We start from the raw sequence: 23,369 nt of genomic DNA, 5'->3' as shown, positions 1-23,369 counted from the left end.
GGAGCGCCGAGCGCGTCAAAGGCTAATCAATCATGATTCCTATAGGTCTCGGCGGCGGAGCCGTCGAACGGCCTCCCGCCACGGCTGCGGGCTGCACCACGCGACCGTGTACCGTGCGGCGCAATCATAGCGGGTGTGAAGACATGCAGCCGATGCTATCCCGGCAGGGTCGCGCCCGGCAATACGCACCGCCGTCACAGCGCATCGGGACGAAGAGTTCTCCCTGAAGGCGCCACAATCCATTTCCCCCGCGCCATTGCGCCTCGTAGTTGCCGCCAATGACCATCGGCCCATCGGGCTCTGTCCAGGTACCCACCCACTGCCCACGTTCAGACGCCACGCCCCATGCGTCGAAGACCGTCACGCGCTCTGGCGTGCGCACCCACTTGGTATTCGGGTTCGTGTCGATGTGCTTGTAGCGCGCCATCACGGGCCTCGACGAAAGGGCAATCGCACGGCACATTCTCTTCGAGGCGAACACGGTGGAGCGCACTGAGTTCCGTTTCCACCTCGGCACGCAGCGGGACTTTTTGTACAGCCCCGTTATGCGGCTTGTATTTTGGTTCGCACGGTGAGCCGGACTTCTGCGGCGGTCTTGCCGAGGAAGGCGATCAAGGTGTCGACACTGAAGCGCTCGATCTTGCCGCGCAGGAGGTCACTGACGCGCGGCTGTGACACCCCGAGGATTTCGGCCCAGTCGGTCTACGTCTCACCAAGTGTCGCGAGTCGCTTCCGCAGTTGAATGATCAAATCCGATCGGAGCTGCAGATTCGCGGCTTCGTCGGGCGGGAAGCCCAGATCGGTGAAGACGTTGCCGCTGCCGCGAGTGATCATGATGGCCATGTTGATGCTCCTCAGCGGTCCGACCGCTGGCTAGAATCTCGCGATACCACTTGGCGCCGATTGGCACATCAAGGGGCCCCGTGTGCTGGGTCTTCTTCTGGAACGCGTGCAACACGTACAGGCCCTCGGCGAACCTGGCCACGTAGAACACGCGGACGGCGCCCCCCGGCGCGAATGCGTTACTCGTACACGCGACCCCGATGCTAGGCATTGGCCTGACCTCGGCGCGTCGAGACGCCGCATAACGCTTGGTTCAGTTGCAGCGCTGTCATAAAATTGCGCGCGCAGCGCGCCTTCCGCCATGCGCTGTCAACTGCTACCGAATGTTATGCGGCTCTTCACGCGGCAAACATCGCTTGAAGGACCTCGAGGGAGCGCGCAAGCGTAGCGGGAGACAGGCGGCCGAGCCGCTTGGAAAATCGTTCGACATCGACAGCACGAACTTGATCCACGACAACGGAACCGTCCTTCCCACCAAATCTGCAGGGGACGCGAAACGGATACGCGTGTCCGCCTTTCGTCAGCGGCGCAACAATGACTGTCCGAACATGGGCGTTCAAGTCATCCGGCGACACGACTACGCAGGGGCGCGATTTACGAATCTCACCGCCATGCGTCGGGTCCAGTTGCACGAGAAATACGTCGCCGCGCCTCACATTTGCCGGCGTCACCACTCCCACTCGTCCTCATCGAACCGGGTGGCCACCGGCGGATCCAGCAAGCGATCATCATCACGAGAGCGCATCAGCTTGGCGGCTTCTGCCCAGCCAGCGCGCGCGCCCGGCGCCGCGCGAATAGTGATGACGCCCGCCTGCATACGAAGCTCGACCTCATCAGTCAGTCCGGCCTGTTCGATGAGAGGTTTGGGAAGCCGAATGCCGCGAGAATTGCCGATGCGCACAAGTCGTGCTTTCATAGAGAATGCCTCCTGTACATACAAAGTAATCACTCTTGGGATGACCGTCAATCCACCCAGGTCCGCCGAACGCCCATTAGCTCGCCGACCTATCGTACGATAGATCAGCGAAGTCGTCCACCTATCAAAGGACACGGCCGCCGCGGCGCCGCCGCAAATCCATGATCCGCATCACCTTCATGCACGACGACCGTTCGCACGCTAGCGGGTTAGCTCGACCGAGCTAACACGCGCCGCACTCCGGCATCGGCAACAGCCCCCCTTACAACGCTGCGCTCAGATAAAAATCCGTCCGCCATTGCTTCAGCGGATACAACCCGCGCGAGAAGTCCACGCGAATCAATCCGTCCAGCAATCCCACGCCGATACCCGCCCCGCGCTGCGGCTGCACTTTGCCGAACGCTTCGCGAATCCCCGCCCAACCGATATCAAAGAAGCCCACCGGTCGCAAAAAGCCCTGCTTCGTGCCCACTTCCGCGCGGGCCAGCCAGAACGCATCTCCGTCCTGCGTGCCGGCGATCTGGCCGCGTACGGTGCGCACTCCCCCCACAAACCAGCCGCGCTGACGCGGCACGTCGCCGATGGAGTTGCCGATCGCGCCCGTCAATGCGGTGGCGAATCGGCCCACCGGACGCGTGGCGGTACCTTCCACAGACGCCCGCGCGTACTGGAACGTGCCGGTACCGGCTTCGCCGTTCAGCACGGTGGTGAAGCGCAGTCCCTTCGGACGTTCCAGCAGCACGCGCGAGTACGTGCCACTGACTCCGGTCACACTCAGTTGCTCCGATTCGATGTTGCGGCGGAAGCGGCGATCGGCAACCAGCTTGGCCAGCGAGAAGGTGTTCACGACATTGGTGTCGCCCGCCGTCCACTGCCGCTCGATGAACAGCTTGTACTCGAGCACACCACTGCGACGCTCGCGTCGTTCACCGAGTTCGGCGCCCATGGTACGGTAGTAAAACCCTTCGTCGCGTCCGTAGATGAACGCGGGCAGCGACGGACCCAAGCTCAGTCCCCCGCCCCATTCGGGGTTGGTGGCAGCGAGGCGATGATACACCGTGGCGGTCACGGTACGCGCGCCGTTGCTGCGCGCCAGTGACAGTTCACCGTTGGCGTGCAGGTCGGCGTGCCCGATACGTCCCACCGCGTTCAGTGTGTAGCCTGCGCCCAGTACCTGCGACACGTTCACGCCGGCCGAGACGCCTTCCACGCGGTTGAAACGCAGCAGGTCGGAGCCCAGGCGAATCTTGGGCATCTGAGGCATGAAGCCCGGCTGCAGCGACAGGTCGAGTGCGGCCAGCAGTTCGTCGCGACTCTCGAGGTCGAACAGCTCTTCGTCTGACGCCACGGCCGGCGGCAAGGCCGGCGAATTGGCCAGCTTCGACGCGTCACACGGCATGTCGTACGCCACGCGTAACGCACCTTCGTAACGCGACTCTACACGCGTGTACGTCGAATCTTTCTGACACAACCGATACCGCATACGCGCCGACGCAGACATTTTCATAGTATCCACCTCCGTACGTGTCGCCGAGCCAAAGCCACCCATGGTAACGGTGAGATCGCCGCCACCTCTGGTCACCACGGTGGTGTCACGCCCGCTCAAGTCACCGGCCACGCCGCTGAGTCGCGCCGCCGGAATAGCGGCCAGCGAGAAGTCGCCGTTCACCTCGTCGTACGTGAACTTTTCGTCGATGCTGAACGGCGTGCGTATGAAGCCCAATTGCATGGAGGCCGTGGCGCTGTTCGCACGCGGCAACCAGAACTTGCCCTGATACAAACCGTACTCCACGGTGATCGCATCCAGCTTGGCCTTGGCCGGACGGAAGGTGGCCTTCACCCACAACGGCACGTCTTCGTCGTCACCAGTATTATCGGCCCGCGCCTGTACCGACGGTGCCCGCAAAGTCGAGTCTTTTACGTACAGCTCGCGCGGCATGCGCGCGCGAGCGATGGAATCGCGCAGTCGATCCGCTTCAAGACTTACTTTGGCATCGGCTTTCGTTTCTTCCGATGCCACATCCCAAATCTCGAGGTCCATCGCTAATCGATACGCCGCGCGCACGAGCTGCCCGCCGTCACGATCGAACCAGAACGAACCCACGAACACCCGCCAATCGGGGCGGCGCGCGGTAATGCGCAGTTCGCGCAGCTTGATCACGCGGCCACCGTCGAGCGTGATGTCCACCGAGTCGCCCGTGGCGTACTTGTAGTACGTCTCCGCACCGTTCGCCAGCGGATGAATGACTTCCCGCTCGTCGATGTCGCTCTTCACCACACCGAAGTTGCTGGACGGGAACCACAGCGACTCGCGCCCCGGGAAATAAGGAATCGAAATCGCACTGCTGAAGTCACCGGTCGTACGCGACGCCATCGGCGCGGTCATGCGCGACCCGATAGGCCGTACCCGTACACCCACATCGCGGCGCCACGAGATCTCGGCCACATTGTCACCACGAAGGAGCAGCTTCTCGAGCCCCAGGCGTTTGGCACCCAGGCCCATCGAAATGCGCTGCGTGGCGGTGGCCTTGTAAGCGCGAAGCGCGCTGTCCTGCCGCACACGTGCCTCGCGGGCCCGCAGCAGGATAAGCATGGCCTCGGGGTCGCTGAAGGCCGTGGCGCTGGCGGAGTCGGCCCGCAGGCGTCGCACCACGCTATCGGGCGACAGTTGGCGGCGGGCCATGGAGCGCGCGTCGCGTGTAGCTTCCCGTGCCGCCGCTCGCTCTTCGGCCGTGAGCGTATCGCGCTTGGCCGGTGGCACGCGTCGCGTCTGCCCCAAAAGCGACGCGGGGCACGCGGCAGAAATCAGGCTCATGGCCCCGAACAGGGCGAAGGTACGGAGCGAATTCGAGAGACGCATGAACCGGGAAACAGGAAAGGATGACCACAACCGCTGTCTTGGTGACCGTACGGGGGTTCGGAGCGAGCGGTTTCCCCGTCTGAAACGTAATTTCCGGTCTCGCCTGTGTTGCCCTGTTCGTCACGGCCGCCGGCGAGCGTTTTCCGAGATTCGCCGACTACCCTGGGAGTCCGCCGTGCATCCGACCCGCTTTCGTTCCACTCGTTCCCTGCTGCTGGCAATGTCCACGCTGGCCGCTGCGCCGGCCGCGTCGTTATCGGCGCAGGATACCACGACGGCGGCAACGCCCGCCTCGGCCGCGTCATCTGCTCCTCTGGACCCACGCCTGGCCAAACTCAAAGCCGAGGCGCTCCAGATGGTGGAGTCCCGCGGCAAGCAAGTCCAGGAAATCGTGGACATGCTCTTCTCGTTCCAGGAGCTCGGCTTCCAGGAATTCGAGTCGCAGCGGTACCTCACCACGCTGTTGCAGAAGGAAGGCTTCACCATCGAGAAGGGCGTGGCGGGCATGCCGTCGGCCTGGACGGCCAAGTGGAGCTACGGCACCGGCAAGCCGGAAATCTCCCTCGGCTCCGACGTGGACGGCATTCCGCAGGCCAGCAACAAGCCGGGCGTGGGCTACAGGGATCCGATGGTGACCGGGGGGCCCGGCCACGGCGAAGGTCACAACGCGGGTCAGGCGGTGAACATCGTGGCGTCGATCGTCGTGAAGCAGCTCATGCAGCGCGACAAGATCAACGGCACGCTGCTGCTGTGGCCGGGCATCGCCGAAGAGCAGATGGCGGGCAAGGCGTTCCTCGTGCGCGCCGGCGTGTTCAAGAACACCGACGTCACGCTGTTCACGCACGTGGGCAACGACCTTGGCGTGTCATGGGGCGCCAGTGGATCGAGCGCGCTGTTGTCGGCCGAGTTCCGCTTCAGGGGATCGAGCGCGCATGCGGCCGGTGCGCCATGGCGCGGTCAGAGTGCCCTCGACGCCGTGATGCTGATGGGTCAGGGCTGGGAATTCCGTCGTGAACATTTGCGGTTGCAGCAGCGCTCGCACTACGTGATCAAGGACGGCGGCGATCAGCCGAACGTGGTGCCGAGCACGGCGAGCATCTGGTTCTACTTCCGTGAGCAGGACTATCCGCGCACGATGGCGCTGTTCGAGATCGGCAAGAAGGTAGCCGAGGGTGCGGCGATGATGACCGACACCAAGCTCGACACCATTCTCATTCTCGGCTCGGGCTGGTCGGGACATTTCAGCAAGCCGATCGCGCAGGCGATGCACGCCAACGTGCAGACGGTCGGCATGCCCAAGTGGGATGACAAGGACCAGACGCTGGCAAAGGGCATTCAGAAGGAGCTCGGTTCGCCGGACTTCGGCTTGTCGGACCAGGTGAACAAGGAACTGCGTGGCGCCGAGACGCCGCAGAACTGGATGGGTGGCGGTTCCGACGATATCGGCGACGTGTCGTGGAACATGCCCACGATCACGCTGCGCTTTCCGTCGAACATTCCGGGATTGCCGGGTCACAACTGGGCGAACGCGATTTCGATGGCCACGCCGATCGCGCACAAGGGCGCACTGGCCGGTGCGAAGGTGCAGGCGCTCACGATGCTCGACATCATGCTCACGCCGAAGGTCGTGGCCGACGCGTGGGATTACTTCAAGACCGTGCAGACGAAGGACGTGAAGTATCAGCCGTTCATCCGCGCGCAGGACACGCCGCCGATTTACCTGAACGCCGACATCATGGCGCGCTTCAAGCCACAGCTGCAGAAGTTCTACTACGATCCCACGAAGTTCAAGACGTATCTCGAACAGCTGGGCATCGAATACCCTACGGTGCGGGCGCAGGTGGCGAAACCGAAGGGACAGTAGAAAACAGTAGGGAGTCGGGAGTGGGGGGTACGGAGTAACGATGGGCGTGCGGGGGCAGACTTGCGTCGGCACCGCACGCCCATCGTCGTTCTGGACTAGTGCTTGGTGTTCGCGGCCTTGAAGCGCGCGCGGATCTGCAGGAGTTCGTCGCTGTGGCCGACGTTCTTCTTGGTCGCGTCTTCGAGGAGCTTCATGATGGCGATGTTGTCCTCGACCACCGTGGGCGTGCCTTGCAGGTGCACGCCGAAGCCGAAATGCTCACCCGGGACCAGCACCATCTCGTGGTGCAGCACGACGTCGCTCGTGCCGTCGGCAATGCGGACGACGACGAACTTCTTGCCGGTCTTCTCCATGAAGGAGATGCGCAGACCGTCCACGCCGTCCGGCCACGGCGCGTAGGCGTGCTGCTGGCCATCGCTGCCCTCGAAAGACGTGGTGGTGGTGGTCAGCTTCATGAAGTTCTTTTCGAAGCTGCCGGCGTACATGAAGGCATGTCGCATTCGTGAAGTCCTTGTGGTGAAATGCAGGTGGTGCGGAGGGGACTTTTGAATATCGCACCGTCGCGGTCCGTTGGCGAATCAGGACGTGTGAATCCGCCTACGACGCGCGGGCGGCGTTCCGGCGCGCGGTCATTTGGCGGGCGCGCAGGATGCGCAGATACAGGCCACCGGAGAAGAAGACCAGAGCGCTGAGGCCCAGCAGCTCGTCCCGGGAGAGGTTGGAGAGCACCCAGACGCACGCGGCAGCCCCCAGAATCGGGACGAGCGGTCCACCCGGTATGACAAACGGGGAATCGGCGGTCTGCACTCCACGCTGTCGCAAGCGGAGCACCGCCAGACAAACGGCGACGTCGACCAGCAGCACCGACGACGTGCCGAGAATAGCCAGCGGCTTGAAGGCCCCCAGCACCGCCAGGGCACAGGCAATCGCGGCGAATACGAGAATCGCCACGTACGGCGTCTGGAAGCGCGGATGCACTTTGGCGAGTGGCGCCGGCAGCAGACCGTCTTTGGCAGAGGCGTACAGGCAGCGTGGCGACAGCAGCAGGTCGCCATTCACAAGGGCGAAGATCGACAGTGACACCGCCCCGAGCAGCAACGTGCGCCCCCACGGCCCCAGCAACTTCTCGGCGGTCGCGGCCAGCGGGGTGATGGTTTGCAGCGGGAGGTCGGCGCCAAGCACGCCTTCCCCCACCAGCTGGAGCCCAAAGTACACCCCGACCACCGTCGCGACGCCCATGAGCAGACCAAGGGGGACGGTGCGACTCGGATTCCGCAGCTCACCACTGGTCGACAGCGACGATTCGCCGCCGATGAAGGCGAACATCAGGAGCAGTACTCCACGGCCCAGTGTGGACGCATCCGGCATGCTGGACGGGATGACGTGCGACAGGGTGATGTGCGGAATGCCGACCACGAGTAGCAACAGCAACGGCAGCAGCTTCAGCACGGTCAGTACGACGACCAGTCGCGCGCCGGTCTTCACTCCTATGATGTTCACGCCAGCCATGAAGGCAAACAGCGCGATGAGGGTGAGCGCACGCGGAACGGGCTGCGCGAGCGTCGGCACCGCAGTAGCTAGCGTACTCACGAGCACATCGGCGAGCGCCGCGTCGACACAGGCGCCAACGCCGAACCACATGAGATTGGCGGCGATGAAGCCGGCGAACGGACCGAACGCCCTTTCCACATACACATACGCGCCGCCGCTGTCGTGTACACGACTGCCCACTTCGGCGAAGCAGAGAAAGATCAACACCACCAGCACGGCACAGATCGCGTAACCGAGCGCGGTGGCACTGCCGAGGCTGGCGGCAACGAGACCCGGCAGGGCGAAGATGCCGGCCCCGATGGTCCCGTTGGCAAAGATGAGGGCGAGCGTGCCCGGACCGATCACGCGGCGCAGCGCGCCGCTATCCGTCACGAGCGACCGTCACGAGCGACCGTCACGAGCGACCGTCACGAGCGACCGTCGCGAGGTTTCGGCGTGGCCGTCGGCGCGGCCAGTTGCGCGTCAGCGGCGATCACGGCATCGAGCAATACATCGGCACCATTGGTGATGTCGGCGGCGCGCGAAAATTCTTTCGGCGAATGACTGATGCCGCCCACACTCGGAATGAAGATCATCGCCATCGGTGCGATGTGCGCGATCTCCTGTGCATCGTGGCCGGCGCCGCTGGGCATGCGCTGCGACGACAGCCCGAGCGCGGTCGCACTCGCTTCGATCCAGTTCATGACTCGCGGATCGGACACGGCGGGCTTGCTGTCGGTGAGCCGCCTGAAGGCAAACGTGGTGTTGGTCGTGGTACCGATTTCCCGGGCGAGCTTCTCGAAGACCTCGGTGAAATGCTCGATCTTACTCTGATCGAGGTCACGCAAGTCGACGGTGAGCACGACCTGTCCGGGAATCACGTTGGTGGTGTTGGGCGACACCACCATGCGGCCAACGGTGGCCACCTGTCGTCCTGGTTCGGCGCGTACGGCATCGTTCACCGCCACCGTGAACGTGGCGGCGGCGAGCATGGCATCCTGACGCTGGTCCATCGGCGTGGCGCCGGCGTGATTGGCGAAGCCGGTGATGGTGACCTCGAACCAGCGCAGGCCCACGATGCCCTGCACCACACCGATCTGCTTGCCGGCCTTCTCGAGTAGGCCACCCTGTTCGATGTGTAGCTCGATATAGCAGGCGATGTCGCCTTTTTTCTTCACGGACTCGCCGAGACGAGACACGTCGCCGCCGATGATGCCGATACCGTCACGGATGGTCTTGCCCGAGCGCGCCACTTTTGACAACTCGGCGTCGGTCATCTCCCCGATGGCCACCTTGCTACCGGTGGTGCCGCCTTCTTCGTTCTGCCAGATCACGACATCGAGCGGATGCCGCAGCCGCCTGTTCTGTTCGCGAAGCGTGCGCGCCACTTCGATGGCACCGAAGGAGCCGACCGGTCCGTCGAAGTTACCGCCGTCGGTGACGGAGTCGATGTGCGAACCGATCAGGATCGGCGCACGTGTGCGGTCGGTGCCGTCGAGTCGCGCGTAGATATTGCCGGCGGTATCGATGCGCGGTGTGAATCCGGCGTCGCGTAGTAGTTGCAGCGTAAAGGCGCGACCAGCAAGATCGGCCTCGGAGTACGCCACGCGATTGATCCCGCCAGGCGTGCGACCGACGCTGTCGAATTTCGTGAGCCACTCGTTGAGCCGCGCGCCGTTCACGCGCAGCGGCGCGAGCGCCGATACCGCAAAGGCGTTTGACAGATACGGTGTGACCAGCGGCATTGCCGCCAGTGTACCGGCGTGACCAAGGAACGTACGGCGCTTCATAAATCAGCCTCTGGCAGCAATGGTGCGAATAGCGACCGCCAGTCTATCGGCGTCGGCGGGGGTGTTGTACAGCGTGGGAGTGACGCGCACGCAATCGCCCTTGGCCAGTCCGGTGCGCTGGAACGTGAAAATGCCGAATTCGTCGTGCAGTGTGGTGGCGAGCGCGCGATTCGCCTCGCTGGTGCCACGGTTATGCAGACGGAAGCCGGTGATCGCTCCGGTCAGGACGGCGTCTTCCGGCGTGAGAATGGTCACGCCCTTCACATCGGCCACCGCATGCACCCAGCGATCACGCAGATAGCGCAAACGAGCAGCCTTCTGCGGAATGCCGATGCTGAGTTGGAAGTCGATGGCATCGGGAATCGTCATCACCGTCGCAAAGTGCGTGGTGCCGGTGTGAATGCGGCTTTCGATGCGATCGAGCGGTGCGCTTTCATCGGCATGCGCGCGGTCGATCGCGTCGAGACGTGATTCGCGGATGTACAGCGCACCGGCGCCCACCGGCGCACCGATCCACTTGTGCAGATTGAGCCCCACGAAATCAGCGCCCATGTCGGCCATGGTGAGCGGCACCTGTCCGAACGAGTGCGCGGCATCGACCACGACATCTACCCCGCGCGCCTTGGCCAGCGCGGTGATGGCAGCCACCGGCAGCAGTAACCCGGTTTTATTGTTGCAGTGCGTGAGCAACAGCAGCCTGGTGCGTGGATTGGCGTCGAGCGCCTTGCTGTACACCGCGAGAATGTTGTCGTGCGACGCGGGCTCAGGGATATTGAGCGTGACGACATTCGCCTTGCAGCGCGTGGCCAGGGCATTCATGGCCCACTGCATCGCGTTGTAATCGAGGTCCGCGTACATGATGGTGTCGCCCGCCTGCACGCGATTATATTGTCCGATGAGCGCCTGCAATGCTTCGGTGGCGCCGCGTGAGAACGCGAGTTCGGTGGGCTTGGCGCCCACAAATGCGGCGACGCGCTCACGGGCGGTGCGCATCATGGCGGGATATTCGCGGCGCGCGAAGTACGAGCTCTCGCTGTTTACGCGATCGATGTAGCGGTGATACGCTTCGAGCACCGGCAGCGCCATCATGCCGAAGTACCCCGCCTCCATGTTCGTGGTGCGTGGCGTGGTGCGATACTTGGCGGCCACCTGCGACCAGTAGGCTTCGTCGCGGGCCACGTCATGCCGCGCACCGGGATGCGGCGTGAGCGGCACGTCGCGGCGTGGCAGAGTGGGCGACGGCCGCGCGGCGGCGGCACTGGGGGCGGCGACGACGGCCGCGCCGAGGATGGCCGCGCTCTTCACGAAATCACGACGGGAGCGGTGTGTGGTCATGCTTGACGGTACGGGCTTGGCCGCTCCCCCGCAATCGCGGCGCGCCGTTACACGTGGGCGGTGTGACTAGGCAATTGAGCGGTGCCGACGGGAATCGTTGAACGGATGACGCGGAGGCGCAGAGCGCGCGGAGGAGCCAAGAAACATCGAGAGACTCTGCGCCTCTGCGTGCTCTGCGCCTCCGCGTGATCGGGCACCGGGTCTGGGTGCACGACATGTGACCGGGATTGTATTGTCCTGAGCGTCGAGAACTCGTATATTCTCCGGCGATCGGCGCCCGGTGGGCAGGCCGCCGGTCCGCAATCCGAATACAGGAGCATCAGCCACACCGTTGATGCGTTCGTGTTGGTAATGTTGCGGTACCAAGGGGTGGCGCGAATGCGTCGTCCCTTGTGGTGTTCCACCCGATTCCAGGAGTACTCATGCGTCGTCTTTCTGCATTGGTCGCTGCGGCCTCAGTGTTCGCGTTGGCGGGCTGCTATCATGCCGTAATCGATACGGGCCGCGCGCCGGCCGGCGAACCGAACGTGACCCCGTGGGCTCACGGCTTCATCTTTGGACTCGTACCACCGTCCATCACGGAAACCGTCAAGAAGTGCCCGAGTGGCGTCGCGAAAGTGGAGACACAGCAGTCGTTCGTGAATGGGCTCGCGGGTTTCCTCACAGGGGGCCTTTATTCGCCGATGACGATCTCGTACACTTGCGCCAAGTCGGGCGCCGAGCTCCCGAGTGCGAAGACGATCAAGGTCGGCGAGGCCGGCGCGCAGGCCGCGATGCAGCAGGCCGTTGAACTGTCGCAGAAGCTGAACGCCATCGTCTTGGTGCAGTTCTAAGTCCGCTGGGTCGACAGAACAGATCACACAGAGGAAAGGAGGAAAGGAGATCACGGGGGACCTCCCTGTCCTCTTGTTCTCTTTCTCTCTGTGTAATCTGTTCGGCAGACCTCCCGTTCCGCCCGAGGTGCTCCTGCGAGAGATTGTAGCCATGCCGTTCCTTCGTTCGATCCGCCACACGCGTCGAGTGGCCGTCATCCTGTCCACCGCCATCGCCATAGGCGCCTGTTCGGGGAGCTCCACCAACACAACGCCGCCGACACCGGTGCCGCCACCCGTCGCGCCAATCACGTATGTGGCCGGGCAGTCGTACTTCGGGCGCAACGGTTACGTGGAGTACATCGCCGGGAACACTCCCGTGATCCTCTCGGCGCCGCACGGCGGAGCGCTCACGCCGTCGTCGATTCCCGACCGTACGGCCACTGCCTGTGGTGGTGTGGCCACCACGGTCACCGACGCCAACACGCTGGAACTGGCGCGCGCCATGCAGACGCGCTTTGCCGCGCGATTCGGCAAGTATCCGCACGTCATCATCTCGCATCTCTCGCGACGCAAGCTCGACCCCAATCGCCTGCAAACCGAAGCCGCCTGCGGAAACGCGGAGGCGGCGCAGGCACTGTCGGAGTGGCACGGGTACATCGACGCGGCCAAGAGCGCCGTGATCGCCGCGTTCGGCAAGGGATGGTACATGGACCTGCACGGACATGGCCACGCGGTGCAGCGTCTCGAGCTTGGCTACCTGCTCACGGCCACGCAGCTCAACGGCACGGACGCGTCGCTCGATGCATCGAGCGCGATCGAGAACAGCGCGAGTATTCTCACGCTCTCGCTGGCGTCGCCCTTGTCGTTTTCCGCGCTGTTGCGCGGCCCAACCAGCCTCGGCACGCTCTACGCCGCTCAGGGATTCCCGTCGATTCCGAGCAGCAGCGATCCACGTCCGAACGGCGACGAGTATTTCAACGGTGGCGACAACACCCGTCGACATTCCTGCGGCAGCGCGGCCGGTCCGCTTGGTGGCACCACCGGTGGGTTGATCTGCGGCGTACAGATCGAGGCCAACTTTACAGGAGTGCGCGACAACGCCGCCAATCGCGAACGTTTCGCCGATGTCACGGCTCAAGTGTTGGAGCAGTACCTGCGGGTGCACTGGGGATTGCAGCTGGCCCCGTAACTTTAGGTGGTGCGTCGTGCGTGGCGCTTCGGATAGCGTGGGGCGTGTGGCTGCCATCGCTGATTGACGCGAAGTTCGCGGAGGACGCGACGCGACGCGAAGAACAACATTCCATTTCGCTCTTTTGCTGTTCTTCGCGTGCCTTCGCGATCTTCGCGATCTTCGCGTTAGCCTACGATCCCGCCCCGTCACGAGGCTCCTCGAAGCGAAGGCATCGTGCGACGGACGAGTGCTTGAACCGATTGACGCGAAGAACAACGAAGATTCCCATCGCCGTGATCAGGGTAGCGCGTCGAAACCCGCTGCGGGGAAATGCTCCGTGACTCGGGTCCTGGTGCACGCTGTCCAGGAACTGCGCACCCGCGGTGACACCGCGAAATCGCATCAGCAGAATCTGCATCTCGGCGAGTACCAGGTTGGTCGTGACCAACTGCCGCCCCTCCTCGAGCCAACCGCGATACGTCGCGACCGAGGGCTACGGTATGACTCGGCGAGCGCGCCGTCGTGGTCCATCGCCGTTCCGTCCGGCGCGTCCATCTCACCGAGGCTCTCCAGAAACTGCAACATCAGGCCGACGCCCTGCTGCTCCTTCGCAAAACTTCGGACCCCACGGCGCAAGATTTCTGCCTTCGACAGTCCGGTCTCCGAGGTTAGTCGATTCAGGAGATCCCGATCATCGGCGGCCAGATACACCTGCACCGGTTCGCGCACACGGCGTGGGGGAGTGAAAATACATGTTAAAAACTTGCATTACTGCATGTACGCCCTGCATGCGTTACATCGAGACCCGAAGAACGGCAGTGCAATTTTCTCTTGGTGTTTTTCTTCACGTGCCTTCGCGATCTTCGCGGACTTCGCGCGAACCGACGATCCCGCCCAGACACGACGCTCGCCGGAGCGAGCCGATCGCGCGGCGGCCCTGTCCGTAGGCTCACGAAGCACAGCAAAAGAAACGACCCGACGATAGCTTACCAGTATGTCTACCGACTCCACCTTCCTCGGCGATCTGCCTCCCGGCGAATTCCGCGCGGCGGCTCATGCCGCGGTGGACTGGATCGCCGATTACCTCGAGCATGCCGCCCAGTTGCCGGTCAAGAGCCGGGTGCAGCCAGGCGATATTCGCGCCGCACTGCCCGCGTCGGCGCCTGCGCGAGGTGAGCCGCTCGAGGCGATGCTGCGCGATTTCCGCGACACCATCATGCCCGGCATTACCCACTGGAATCATCCCGGATTCTTCGCCTACTTCGCCAATAGCGCGTCGTATCCCGGAATTCTCGGTGAGTTGCTCGCGGCGGGGGTGAACGCGAACGGCATGCTGTGGGTCACCAGTCCTGCCGTAACCGAACTCGAACAGGTCTCGCTCGACTGGCTGCGTCAGCTCATGGGACTTGGGCAAGGATGGTTCGGCCAGATCACCGATACCGCCAGTGTGAGTACGTTCTACGCCCTAGCGGCAGCGCGTGAACAGGCCGGCTACGATGTGCGCATGCAAGGCATGGCCGGCCGCGCCGATATGCCGAAGCTTCGGGTGTACTGCAGCGAGCACGCGCATTCGTCGATCGACAAAGCGGTGATCGCCCTTGGCCTCGGTCACGAGAACCTCGTCAAGATTCCGGCCGACGAGAACTTTCGCATGCGCCCCGACGCCCTCGAATCGGCAATCCAGGCCGACCTCGCCGCGGGTTTTCACCCGATGGCGGTGGTGCCGTGCGTGGGTACTACCAGCATGACGAGTGTGGATCCCGTGCGTGCGGTGCTGCGCATTGCGCGCGCACACGGCTGCTGGGTGCATGTCGACGCGGCGTACGGTGGCGTGACCGCGATCGTGCCGGAAATGCGGCATCTCATGGATGGCACCGACGACGCCGATTCGTTCGTGGTGAACCCCCACAAGTGGCTGTTCACGCCGATGGATTGCTCGGTGCTGTACACGAAGCATCCCGACGCGCTCCGTCGCGCGTTTGCGCTGCTGCCGGAGTACCTGATCACCAGCACGCAGACCGAGACCGTCAACCTGATGGACTACGGCATACAGCTCGGGCGTCGATTCCGCTCACTCAAGCTGTGGATGGTGATGCGCGCGTACGGCGCCGAGGGCCTCGCCGAGCGTATACGTTTTCATTGTGATCTCGCGCGCGACTTCGCGGGCATGGTGCACTTCGAGAACGGCGGCTGGGAGCTCACGGCACCGGTCACGATGTCGCTGGTGTGCTTCCGCTATGCGCCGGCCGGTATGGGCGAGGCCGAGATCGCGCGGGTGAACGCGGCGATCATGGAACGCGTGAACGCCGACGGCCGCGCGTATCTGTCGCACACGAAGCTGAACGGGAAGTACACGCTGCGGCTGGCCATCGGAAACATCCGTACCGATCGCAGCCACGTGGAGACAGCATGGGCTGATTTACTTGCGGCAGCCGCGACGACCATGGCTGCGGCGTCTCCGGTGGCGTAGCGGACCGCTCAGGACGCCTTACGCTTTGGTACGTCGCGCGGCTTTGCGTTCGCGGCGGATGCGTTGCCAGCGCACGAAACCCAATACGGCCACCGTGACCACCACGGCGCCGATGATTTCGCCAGCCCGATCGAGATGGCCGAGGGTGCGGACGGCGGCCTCACCGGCGGCGTATCCGATAAGCGTGAAGGTGGCGGTCCAGAGCGCGGAGCCGATCAGCGACAGCGGCAGATAGATATAAATCGGTACCTTGGCCGCACCACAGGCCATCGGCAGCACCACTCTCAGTCCGAACGCGAAGCGAACCAGGAGCGACGCCGTGAGCTGATTCCGCCGCACCACGCGCAGGGCCACGGTGCCGGTGGCGCGCACCCGCGGAAAGCGACGGCGAATGAATTCCCATCTCCAGCGGCCCAGCACGTACAGCAGCGTGGTGGCGATCCAGCCGCCCAAGGTGATCGAGAAGATCACGCGGGCGATCTGCAGCTCGCCTTCATGCGCCGCGATCCCGCCGAAGATCGGCGAGAGCTCTTCGATCACGATCGCCGAGCCACCCAGGATCACATAGGTCCAGAAGCTGTCGGTGACCGCCTCCAACCACTTCATGACGTCCATGATGGCGGCGGCGACGCCGATAGCCGAGCTACCGGACAGCACAACGCTCGCCACCCGCAGCAGGAGCGCGGGGGCGAGCGTGGTCGCGAACAGGATCGAGGAAATCACCGGGATCATACCCCGCGAATCTAATCGACTACGTCAGTCGCCGGCCTGGGCAACCGGCAATTCGAGAGTCCGGAATTGCCCCGTATGCGGCGGTGTGAGCCCAACTCGCCGTGAGACCCACGAACGGATGTTGTCGAAGATCTCGTAGAACGTCGGGATCACGAGTAGCGTGAGCACCGTGGAGGTGATCACACCACCGATGACCGCGACGCCAAGCGGCGCGCGGAACTGGGCGCCTTCACCACGACCCAAGGCTACCGGGATCATACCGGCGATGAGGGCGAAGGTCGTCATCAGAATCGGACGCAGACGAATAGCGCCGGCTTCGATCAGCGCCTCGCGCAACGGCATCCCTTGCCGCTCACGGGCATCCTTCGCGAAATCCACCAGCAGGATCGCGTTCTTCGCCACGATACCGCACAGCAGGATCACGCCGATGAGGCTCATCAGGTTGATCGTGTTGCCGGTGATCGCGAGCGCGCCCATCACACCGATCAGCGACAGCGGCAGCGAAATAAGAATGGCGATGGGATCGAGGAACGATCCGAACTGCACCACAAGGATGAGGTACATCAACGCCACCGCGACACCGAGCGCGACGAAGATATTACCGAACACCTCTTCTTGCTGCTGTACTTGACCGCCCGACGACAGGCGAACCCCGGGTGGCATCGTGATCTCGGCTGTCTTGCTGTCGATCTCGGCCTTCACTTCGGTAAGCGACCGCCCGGCGACATTCGCTTCCACCCGGATCACGTTGTCGCGATTGAGGTGATTCACGACTGCCGGCCCGAGTTCGCTCTTGATGCGCGCGACTTGCTGGAGCGGGATCAGCGTCGCATTCTGGCCCGTGCCGACCGCTACCGGCAGCATCGCGAGGTCGCTGGTGCGAGCTCGTGCTTCCGGCGACAGTCGCACAATCACCTTCCGCGTCTCGTTCGTCGGGTCGATCCAGTCACCCGCGTCGAGGCCAGCGAAGGCCGGACGAATCGCCTGAGCCACTTGGGCAACATTGAGACCGAGCGCACCGGACAGCCCGCGATCCACCTGCACCGTCAGTTCCGGCTTCTGCCCCTTCGTACTCAGCCCCACGTCCACCGCGCCCGGCACCGAATTCACCACCGCCAGATACTGGTTGGCCACTGCTTGGAGCGCCGCCTTGTCATTGCCGCGCAACTCGAGGGAGATCTGCTTCTGCTGTCCGCCGAAGTCGCTCGTGAACACTGAAACGGACGCGCCGGCAATGCGCTTCACTTCCTCACGCATCACGGCCCCAAGATCCTCGGCGCTCAACTCGCCAGCCTTGAGACGCTCGCCCTTCGGCTTGAGCTTGAGGTAGATACTGGCTTTATCCACCGCCCCGCTGGCCCCACCGGCACTGACGAAGCTGTACAGGACCTCTGGGTGCTTCGCGGAGTCCGTGAGAGCGAGGGCCTCCTGCGTTTTCTGTCGCAGGTAGTCGAGATTGGCCCCCGGTGGCGTTTCAATCGCCAAGGTCAACTCGGCGTTATCCTCGAGCGGAAAGAAGCTGCCGCCGACCACGCCCGTGGCGGGCAGTGCGAGCGCCACGACGAGCGAGGTGACCGCCAGCAGGACCATGCTCTTCGGATGATCGAGTGCCCAACCGATCAGCTTGCGATAGTTGTTGGCCAGTCCGTTGAACCAGTGATTGAACTTGTCGAGCTGCTTCGTGATCCAGCTTTTCTGGTGCTCCTCGAGATGCGGATCGGGCCAGTAGGCCGAGAGCATCGGATCGAGCGAGAAGGACACGAACAACGAGACGAGCACCGAACAGGCGATGGTCAGTGCGAACGGCTTGAACCACTGCCCGGACAGTCCCTGCAAAAACGCGATCGGCACGAACACGGCGATGATCGAGAAGGTCGTCGCGGCCACGGCGAGCCCGATTTCATCGGTGCCTTCCCGCGCCGCCGTGTAATGATCCTTGCCCATCTCGACGTGGCGCACAATGTTCTCGCGTACCACGATCGCATCGTCGATCAGGATACCGATCGCCAGGGAAAGGCCCAGTAGTGACATCGTGTTGAGCGTGAAGCCGAACGCCCACACGGCGATGAAGCTCGCGAGCACCGACACCGGCAGCGCCAAGCCGGTGATCACGGTGGAGCGCCACGAATTCAGGAACAGGAAAACCACGAGCACAGTAAGCAGCGCACCTTCGATCAGCGCACTCTGCACGTTGTCCACGGAGTTCTCGACGCGCGTGCCCTTGTTCTTCACCACCTCGAAGTTCGCACCCTTGGGGAGCGTGGGCCGCAGCTCATCCACGCGCTTGATGATCGCATCGGCCACGGCCGTCGTGCTGTAGCCCTTGGTCTTCTTGATCTCGAGGCCCACCGCATCACGACCGTTGAAGAGCGACAGTGTTCGCAGCTCCTCGACGCCGTCGACGGCGGTGGCCACGTCGCCCAGTCGCACCACCCGTCCGCCCTTCTCAGCGACCACGAGCTGCATGAAATCCTGCGGCCCTTCGAGGCGTCCGCGGAGTCGAATGGTCCGCTCGTCGAGCGTGCCGTTCACGCGACCGACGGGGACCGCCAGATTGCCTTGCTGAATCGCGCCGACGATCTGTGGTACACTGACGCCCGCGGCCTGCATTCGCTGTGGATCGAGATTCACCGTGAGTTCGCGCTTCACGGCACCGGTCACCGCCACGTCGGCCACGCCGGGAATGGCGCGCAGCTCGCGCGAGATCGCCGGATCGGCCAGCATCGTCAGCTGCGCGGGGCTCAGCGAGTTCGACCACATCGACAAGGTCACGATCGGACCGTCGGTGTCGTTGAACTTCTTGATGATCGGTTCCTCGAGCTCCGGCGGCAGGTCCTGTCGTTTGGTAGCGATCGCGTCGCGGATCTCCTGCGTCGCTTCCTGCAGATCCTTTGAAAAGACAAATTCCACACGCACCAGCGCGAACCCGTCACGCGCCTCGCCATTGATCGACTTGACGCCGGAGATCGACTGAATGGCCTCCTCGATCGGCTCGAGTACCTCTCGCTCCACCTGCTCGGGCGAGGCGCCGGGATACACCGCCGTCGTGACGACGATCGGCGGCTGGACCTCGGGGAATTCGTCGGTCTGGAGCTGCGTGAGCGCCACGACGCCGAAGCCGGCGATCGCCAACATCGCCACGATCGTGAGGAGCGGCTTTTTGATGGCAAAATCAGAAATGAACATGGAGCAACCTGAAAGAGATGGTTCGGCCCGACGCTAGTTCTTCACGTTCTTCACGTTCTTCTGCGCTGGCGTGGCGTCCTTGGGCGCCGACACCGTGATCATCGTGCCCACCGAGATGCCGCGAGCGGCACCCAGCAGCACCGTGTCGCCGCTGGCGATCCCGGTCGTCACTTCGAACGCGGCAGCCGCTTCGTCACGCACACCAAGCTGCACCTCGACCTTCTCTACCTTGCCGCCCTTCAGGCGCATCACATTCGGCACGATGCCGGTCTGGTCGATCGCGTTCTCGGGCACCAGCACACCGACCCGCTTCTGCGAGGCCACACGACCTTCCACGAACAGTCCCGCCACCAGCCCGCCGGCGGAATTCGGTACCGACGCCAGCAAACGCACCTGCTTCGTTTGCGGATCCACCATCGGGCTCACGCGTGTCACGCGGCCTTCCAGCACGCGATCCGAACCGTTCACCGTGAACAACACCGGCGCACCCACTCGCACATCGGCCAGCGCCGAAGTCGGCACGGACGCCTCCACGCGCAAGCTGCGCGGGTCGATCACCGTGAACAGCGCCGTACCCGGCGACACGATATCACCCGGGCTCACCGCACGCTCCGCGACCACGCCCGTGAACGGCGCGCGGATGATCGTGTTACGCAGCAGCTTCTCGGCCGACGACAACCTCGCCTTCGCATCCGCCAGCTGCGCTCGTGCGCCGAGGTTGGCGCGATCAGCACTTTCCACATCACGCTCGGCGATGGCACCGGCCGCCGCCAACGTCTTCGCACGCTGCAATTCACGCGCGGCCTGTTCGGCCGCCACGGTGGCCTGCGTCACGGCGGAACGCGCCGAAATCGCGGCGTCACGCACCGTCGCATCATCGATACGTCCGAGCACGCTGCCGGCGCTCACGGGCTCACCCTGTTCGACATTGGTGGCGAGCACTGCTCCGCTCATCTCCGCGCGGATACGCGCTTCGCGGTCGGCCGTGAGCGTGCCGGAGATGGCCGGACCGCTGCGCAACGTGTCGGTACGCGCCACGGCGATGTTGTCCGGACCGATGTTCTGGGCCACGGCCGCCGTGTTGGCGGCCGGCGCTTCCTTGTCTTTACTGCACGCGGTTCCCACCAGCGTCGCCGCGAGGAGAGCGAGGGACGCGGATCGGCGAGTCATGATATTCATCGAGTGGGGCCGGTGGACGGGGTGGAACCCTGCGACAGGGGGAGATAAGGAAGCAATTCGAGACGCTTGCGCGCGACCTGCAGATTACGCGCGGCTTGTGCACGGTTGGCGAGCGCCTGTTGCAACTGATTTCGCGTCTCGGACAGTTCGAGTTGCGTGGAGATTCCTTCGCGGAAGCGCACCTCGGCGATGTCATAAGCCCGCTGCGCCTGTTCGGCGGTCCCCACGCTGGCCTGCCAGGAGGCTTCCGATTCCGTGAGCTGCGCCACCGCCTGACGGGCATCCAGCGACGCCCCTTCCTGCGCGAGCCGCAACCGCTGGCGCGCTTCGATCACCGTCGCCTCGGCGGCCTGCACTTCACCACGCACACGTCCACCGGTGAAGAACGGGTACGAGAGGCCGAGCCCGACGGTCCAGTTCGGGAAGAAATCAAGGAGGCTCGTGGGAAGAATGCCTACGGGATAGGCGAGACGCTGATAGTTCGTGGTCGCCGAAATCGATGGGAGGCGCTGCGCCTTGGTGGCTCGCAGCTGCTGCTGCGCCACTTCGACGCTCTTAATGGCCTGCTTTACCGGGGCGCGCGTACCGATGCCGGTGTCACTGCCTGCGAGGATACGAGACACCGCAGCCTGCACCTGCGGATCGATCGTGAGCACCTCGGCCACGTTCACATTCACGGTGGTGATCGGCGCCTGATCGGCTACCGGTGTGGACAGCGGCGACTCGGCGATGCTGTCGGTGAGGGCGAGCGGCTGATCGGGCGACACGTTCAGCAGCTGACGCAAACGCACGTAAGCGAGATCCCGGTTGGTGCGCGACTGCAGCCAGCCGGGCCGCTGATTGTCGCGTGTAACGCGCGCCCGAATGAGCTCGAACTCCGACGCCGAACCGACATTGCGGGTGATTTGCACCTGACGCAGCGTGCGCTCGGACTGCACCAGCGACGATTCGGAGATCGCCACGAGACGGTCGGAGAGCAGCGCGTCGTAGTAGGCCTGCGTGACATCGAGCTGTACCTGCGCCTGCGCGCTGGTGATGCCGATCTCGGCCGACTCGCGCGATGCCTTCGCGGCGCGGATGTTCGCCGTGGAACGGCCACCGTTGAACAAGGCCTGCGAGGCCGACAGCCCGACGTTGAAGTTGTACTGCGATGCAAAAATTCGAGTGATCGGATTCTCGGCCACGGGCGTGGTGTCGCTGCCGCCGCTGGGCGCACCGCCGCCGGAGCGTTGGGCGATGGCCGCGAACTGGTTCTGCAGCTGCTTCTGCCAGTTCATGGTGGTCGCGAGCTGCGGGAGCAGCGCCGAACGCGCCTGTCCGAGCTGCCCCTTCGCGCGGAGAGATCCGGCACGGGCGATCGCGATCTGCTCGCTCTCACCGGTGGCCAGCTGCAGCGCTTCAGCGAGCGAGAGTGGGCGCGGCGCGCTGCCTCGCGCCGCTGGCTGCGCGAGGGCAAGGTGCGGCGCCACTGCCAGTGCGACAAGCGCGGCCACCAAGTTGATCGTGGGCCGTGGGAATATGCGGCGCAGTACGCGCACACCGTCGAGAGGGGTCATTCGGGGACAGTGGTGAAGGTCGAGTCCAGTTCGGCCGTACGTGCCGCACGGTGCGCTGGATCCTGCAAAGCACCGACCCCGCGAAGAAAAATGCGTACATAGGCACGCAATGTTTCCGGAACAGGCTGGGTGAACATCGTGGGCATGAGGTCACGATTCATGCCGTCTGCATAAAGTGCTCCCATGAGCATCGTGACCGCGGCGCGGACGTCGGAAGGCGAGACCTCGCCGGATTCGGTGATCCATCCGTGACGGCGTAGCCTCACCACGTATTCGCGCACTTGGGCCATGGCAGCGCTGGGGCCGTGCGTAGCGCAATCGGCAGCGTCGGGGCGGTGTTCAGCGTCGCTCATCAGCTGACGCACGATGGCACGCATGCTCACGAGCGCGGTGTGCTGCACGGTGACCCAGGCGAGCAGATCCTGCTCGGGGTCGACCGGTTCCTCAGGGAAGGTGGCATCCTGCTCTACGCGCGAGCACTCGTGCATCATCAGGTCGAGCAGGGCATCCTTGGAGCCGAACTGGCGGAAGAGCGTGACTTCGTTCACGCCTGCTTCATCCGCAATGCGGCGGGTAGTGGCTCCGCGCCAGCCGTGTTGGGCATAGACCCGAGCGGCGGCGTGCAGAATGCGTTGGCGGTGGTCGTCGGTCATGGTGTTATTGTAATGCAAGTACTTGCTTTCTCGCAAGCGGGCACTTGCTTGCGCTCTGCCCTTCTGCTCTTTGATACCTTCTGCTCTCTGACGCCTTTACTCTGTGTGATCAGGCGATCTGTGCCGGCGGATGGCATATTTGAACTGATCACGCGGAGGCGCAGAGAGCGCAGGGGACGCAGAGGGACAATTCTGTCGTTCGTCTCTGCGCCTCGGCGTCCTCTGCGCCTCCGCGTCATCTGGTTCACGGGTCTGAGCGGATGGTCCACTGCTCGCCGTACGGGATGTTCTCGATATTCGTGAGCTCGCCACGTTGGCTTGGCGGGCCTCTTGTGGCGGTGCCTCTACGTGGTATCGTGATTTGATATGACGTGTCCTCCGTTCGTGACCTGCGCGTGACCGGATTCCGAGAGCTTGCCCGTGCGGCTGCGGCGGCGATCTCGGCGCGCCCCGGCGTGCCCCTCGCCTT

Annotated in this window: 19 protein-coding genes and 1 pseudogene; 4 read left to right on the top strand and 16 right to left on the bottom strand. The window is 63.9% G+C overall.

Annotated features, from left to right (window positions below; all coding sequences use genetic code 11):
* Nucleotides 1-124: 124 nt before the first annotated feature.
* From ACESNG_RS19285 to ACESNG_RS19255, 7 genes and pseudogenes are all read right to left on the bottom strand, one after another.
* Complete coding sequence (locus tag ACESNG_RS19285; RefSeq protein ID WP_373064176.1) at nucleotides 125-427, bottom strand: hypothetical protein; 303 nt, start codon at nucleotides 425-427, stop codon at nucleotides 125-127.
* 116 nt (nucleotides 428-543) lie between these two features.
* A complete protein-coding gene (locus ACESNG_RS19280; RefSeq protein ID WP_373064188.1) occupies nucleotides 544-687 on the bottom strand; it encodes an XRE family transcriptional regulator in 144 nt (47 codons plus the stop codon).
* 15 nt (nucleotides 688-702) lie between these two features.
* A complete protein-coding gene (locus ACESNG_RS19275) occupies nucleotides 703-843 on the bottom strand; it encodes a hypothetical protein (protein ID WP_373064192.1) in 141 nt (46 codons plus the stop codon).
* A gap of 109 nt (nucleotides 844-952) precedes the next feature.
* Nucleotides 953-1,054, bottom strand: a pseudogene (locus ACESNG_RS19270) (type II toxin-antitoxin system RelE/ParE family toxin); the annotation flags it as partial.
* Between the two features lie 127 nt (nucleotides 1,055-1,181).
* Entirely contained in the window at nucleotides 1,182-1,517 is a 336-nt protein-coding gene (locus ACESNG_RS19265; protein WP_373064174.1) for a type II toxin-antitoxin system PemK/MazF family toxin, read from the bottom strand.
* Nucleotides 1,511-1,759: an AbrB/MazE/SpoVT family DNA-binding domain-containing protein gene (locus tag ACESNG_RS19260; protein WP_373064172.1), complete on the bottom strand. Its 249-nt coding sequence runs from the start codon at nucleotides 1,757-1,759 to the stop codon at nucleotides 1,511-1,513. The genes ACESNG_RS19265 and ACESNG_RS19260 overlap by 7 nt, the downstream gene beginning before the upstream one ends.
* 262 nt (nucleotides 1,760-2,021) lie before the next feature.
* Nucleotides 2,022-4,619 carry a hypothetical protein gene (locus ACESNG_RS19255; protein ID WP_373070406.1) on the bottom strand — a complete coding sequence of 866 codons (2,598 nt, stop codon included), beginning with the start codon at nucleotides 4,617-4,619 and terminating at the stop codon, nucleotides 2,022-2,024.
* 220 nt (nucleotides 4,620-4,839) lie between these two features.
* On the opposite strand from ACESNG_RS19255, the gene ACESNG_RS19250 reads away from it, so the two are divergent.
* Nucleotides 4,840-6,483, top strand: a complete 1,644-nt coding sequence (locus ACESNG_RS19250; protein ID WP_373064186.1) for an amidohydrolase — start codon at nucleotides 4,840-4,842, stop codon at nucleotides 6,481-6,483.
* Between the two features lie 95 nt (nucleotides 6,484-6,578).
* On the opposite strand, the gene ACESNG_RS19245 is transcribed toward ACESNG_RS19250, so the two are convergent.
* The 4 genes from ACESNG_RS19245 to ACESNG_RS19230 form a co-directional block, all read right to left on the bottom strand.
* Entirely contained in the window at nucleotides 6,579-6,938 is a 360-nt protein-coding gene (locus tag ACESNG_RS19245) for a hypothetical protein (RefSeq protein WP_373070404.1), read from the bottom strand.
* 142 nt (nucleotides 6,939-7,080) lie between these two features.
* On the bottom strand, nucleotides 7,081-8,406 hold the full coding sequence (locus ACESNG_RS19240; protein ID WP_373064166.1) for an APC family permease: 1,326 nt from the start codon (nucleotides 8,404-8,406) through the stop codon (nucleotides 7,081-7,083).
* Nucleotides 8,407-8,441: 35 nt separating this feature from the next.
* Nucleotides 8,442-9,803: a M20 family metallo-hydrolase gene (locus ACESNG_RS19235; RefSeq protein ID WP_373064164.1), complete on the bottom strand. Its 1,362-nt coding sequence runs from the start codon at nucleotides 9,801-9,803 to the stop codon at nucleotides 8,442-8,444.
* A 3-nt stretch (nucleotides 9,804-9,806) separates the two neighbouring features.
* On the bottom strand, nucleotides 9,807-11,138 hold the full coding sequence (locus ACESNG_RS19230) for an aminotransferase class V-fold PLP-dependent enzyme (protein WP_373064162.1): 1,332 nt from the start codon (nucleotides 11,136-11,138) through the stop codon (nucleotides 9,807-9,809).
* Between the two features lie 422 nt (nucleotides 11,139-11,560).
* Here ACESNG_RS19230 and ACESNG_RS19225 point away from each other — a divergent pair, with 422 nt between their 5' ends.
* The 3 genes from ACESNG_RS19225 to ACESNG_RS19215 all read left to right on the top strand — a co-directional run bounded on the left by ACESNG_RS19225 (nucleotide 11,561) and on the right by ACESNG_RS19215 (nucleotide 15,594).
* Nucleotides 11,561-11,971, top strand: coding sequence for a Bor family protein (locus ACESNG_RS19225; protein ID WP_373064160.1), 411 nt, complete (start codon nucleotides 11,561-11,563; stop codon nucleotides 11,969-11,971).
* A 151-nt stretch (nucleotides 11,972-12,122) separates the two neighbouring features.
* Nucleotides 12,123-13,142: a hypothetical protein gene (locus ACESNG_RS19220; RefSeq protein ID WP_373064158.1), complete on the top strand. Its 1,020-nt coding sequence runs from the start codon at nucleotides 12,123-12,125 to the stop codon at nucleotides 13,140-13,142.
* A gap of 976 nt (nucleotides 13,143-14,118) precedes the next feature.
* Entirely contained in the window at nucleotides 14,119-15,594 is a 1,476-nt protein-coding gene (locus ACESNG_RS19215) for an aspartate aminotransferase family protein (RefSeq protein ID WP_373070402.1), read from the top strand.
* 18 nt (nucleotides 15,595-15,612) lie between these two features.
* On the opposite strand, the gene ACESNG_RS19210 is transcribed toward ACESNG_RS19215, so the two are convergent.
* The 5 genes from ACESNG_RS19210 to ACESNG_RS19190 are packed head-to-tail and all read right to left on the bottom strand — an operon-like array spanning nucleotide 15,613 to nucleotide 22,900.
* A complete protein-coding gene (locus ACESNG_RS19210) occupies nucleotides 15,613-16,326 on the bottom strand; it encodes a DedA family protein (RefSeq protein ID WP_373064154.1) in 714 nt (237 codons plus the stop codon).
* 24 nt (nucleotides 16,327-16,350) lie between these two features.
* The gene (locus ACESNG_RS19205) at nucleotides 16,351-19,512 is read right to left on the bottom strand and encodes an efflux RND transporter permease subunit (RefSeq protein ID WP_373064152.1); all 3,162 of its coding nucleotides are present in this window, start codon (nucleotides 19,510-19,512) and stop codon (nucleotides 16,351-16,353) included.
* A 33-nt stretch (nucleotides 19,513-19,545) separates the two neighbouring features.
* Nucleotides 19,546-20,682, bottom strand: coding sequence for an efflux RND transporter periplasmic adaptor subunit (locus ACESNG_RS19200; RefSeq protein WP_373064150.1), 1,137 nt, complete (start codon nucleotides 20,680-20,682; stop codon nucleotides 19,546-19,548).
* Nucleotides 20,683-20,687: 5 nt separating this feature from the next.
* Complete coding sequence (locus ACESNG_RS19195) at nucleotides 20,688-22,247, bottom strand: TolC family protein (RefSeq protein ID WP_373064148.1); 1,560 nt, start codon at nucleotides 22,245-22,247, stop codon at nucleotides 20,688-20,690.
* Nucleotides 22,244-22,900 (bottom strand): TetR/AcrR family transcriptional regulator, encoded by a 657-nt coding sequence (locus ACESNG_RS19190; RefSeq protein WP_373064146.1) that lies wholly within the window; start codon nucleotides 22,898-22,900, stop codon nucleotides 22,244-22,246. The genes ACESNG_RS19195 and ACESNG_RS19190 overlap by 4 nt, the downstream gene beginning before the upstream one ends.
* Nucleotides 22,901-23,369 lie beyond the last annotated feature (469 nt).

This window comes from Gemmatimonas sp. (assembly GCF_041689975.1).
GTDB lineage: Bacteria > Gemmatimonadota > Gemmatimonadetes > Gemmatimonadales > Gemmatimonadaceae > Gemmatimonas.
This window is presented reverse-complemented; position numbering and strand designations above follow the sequence as displayed.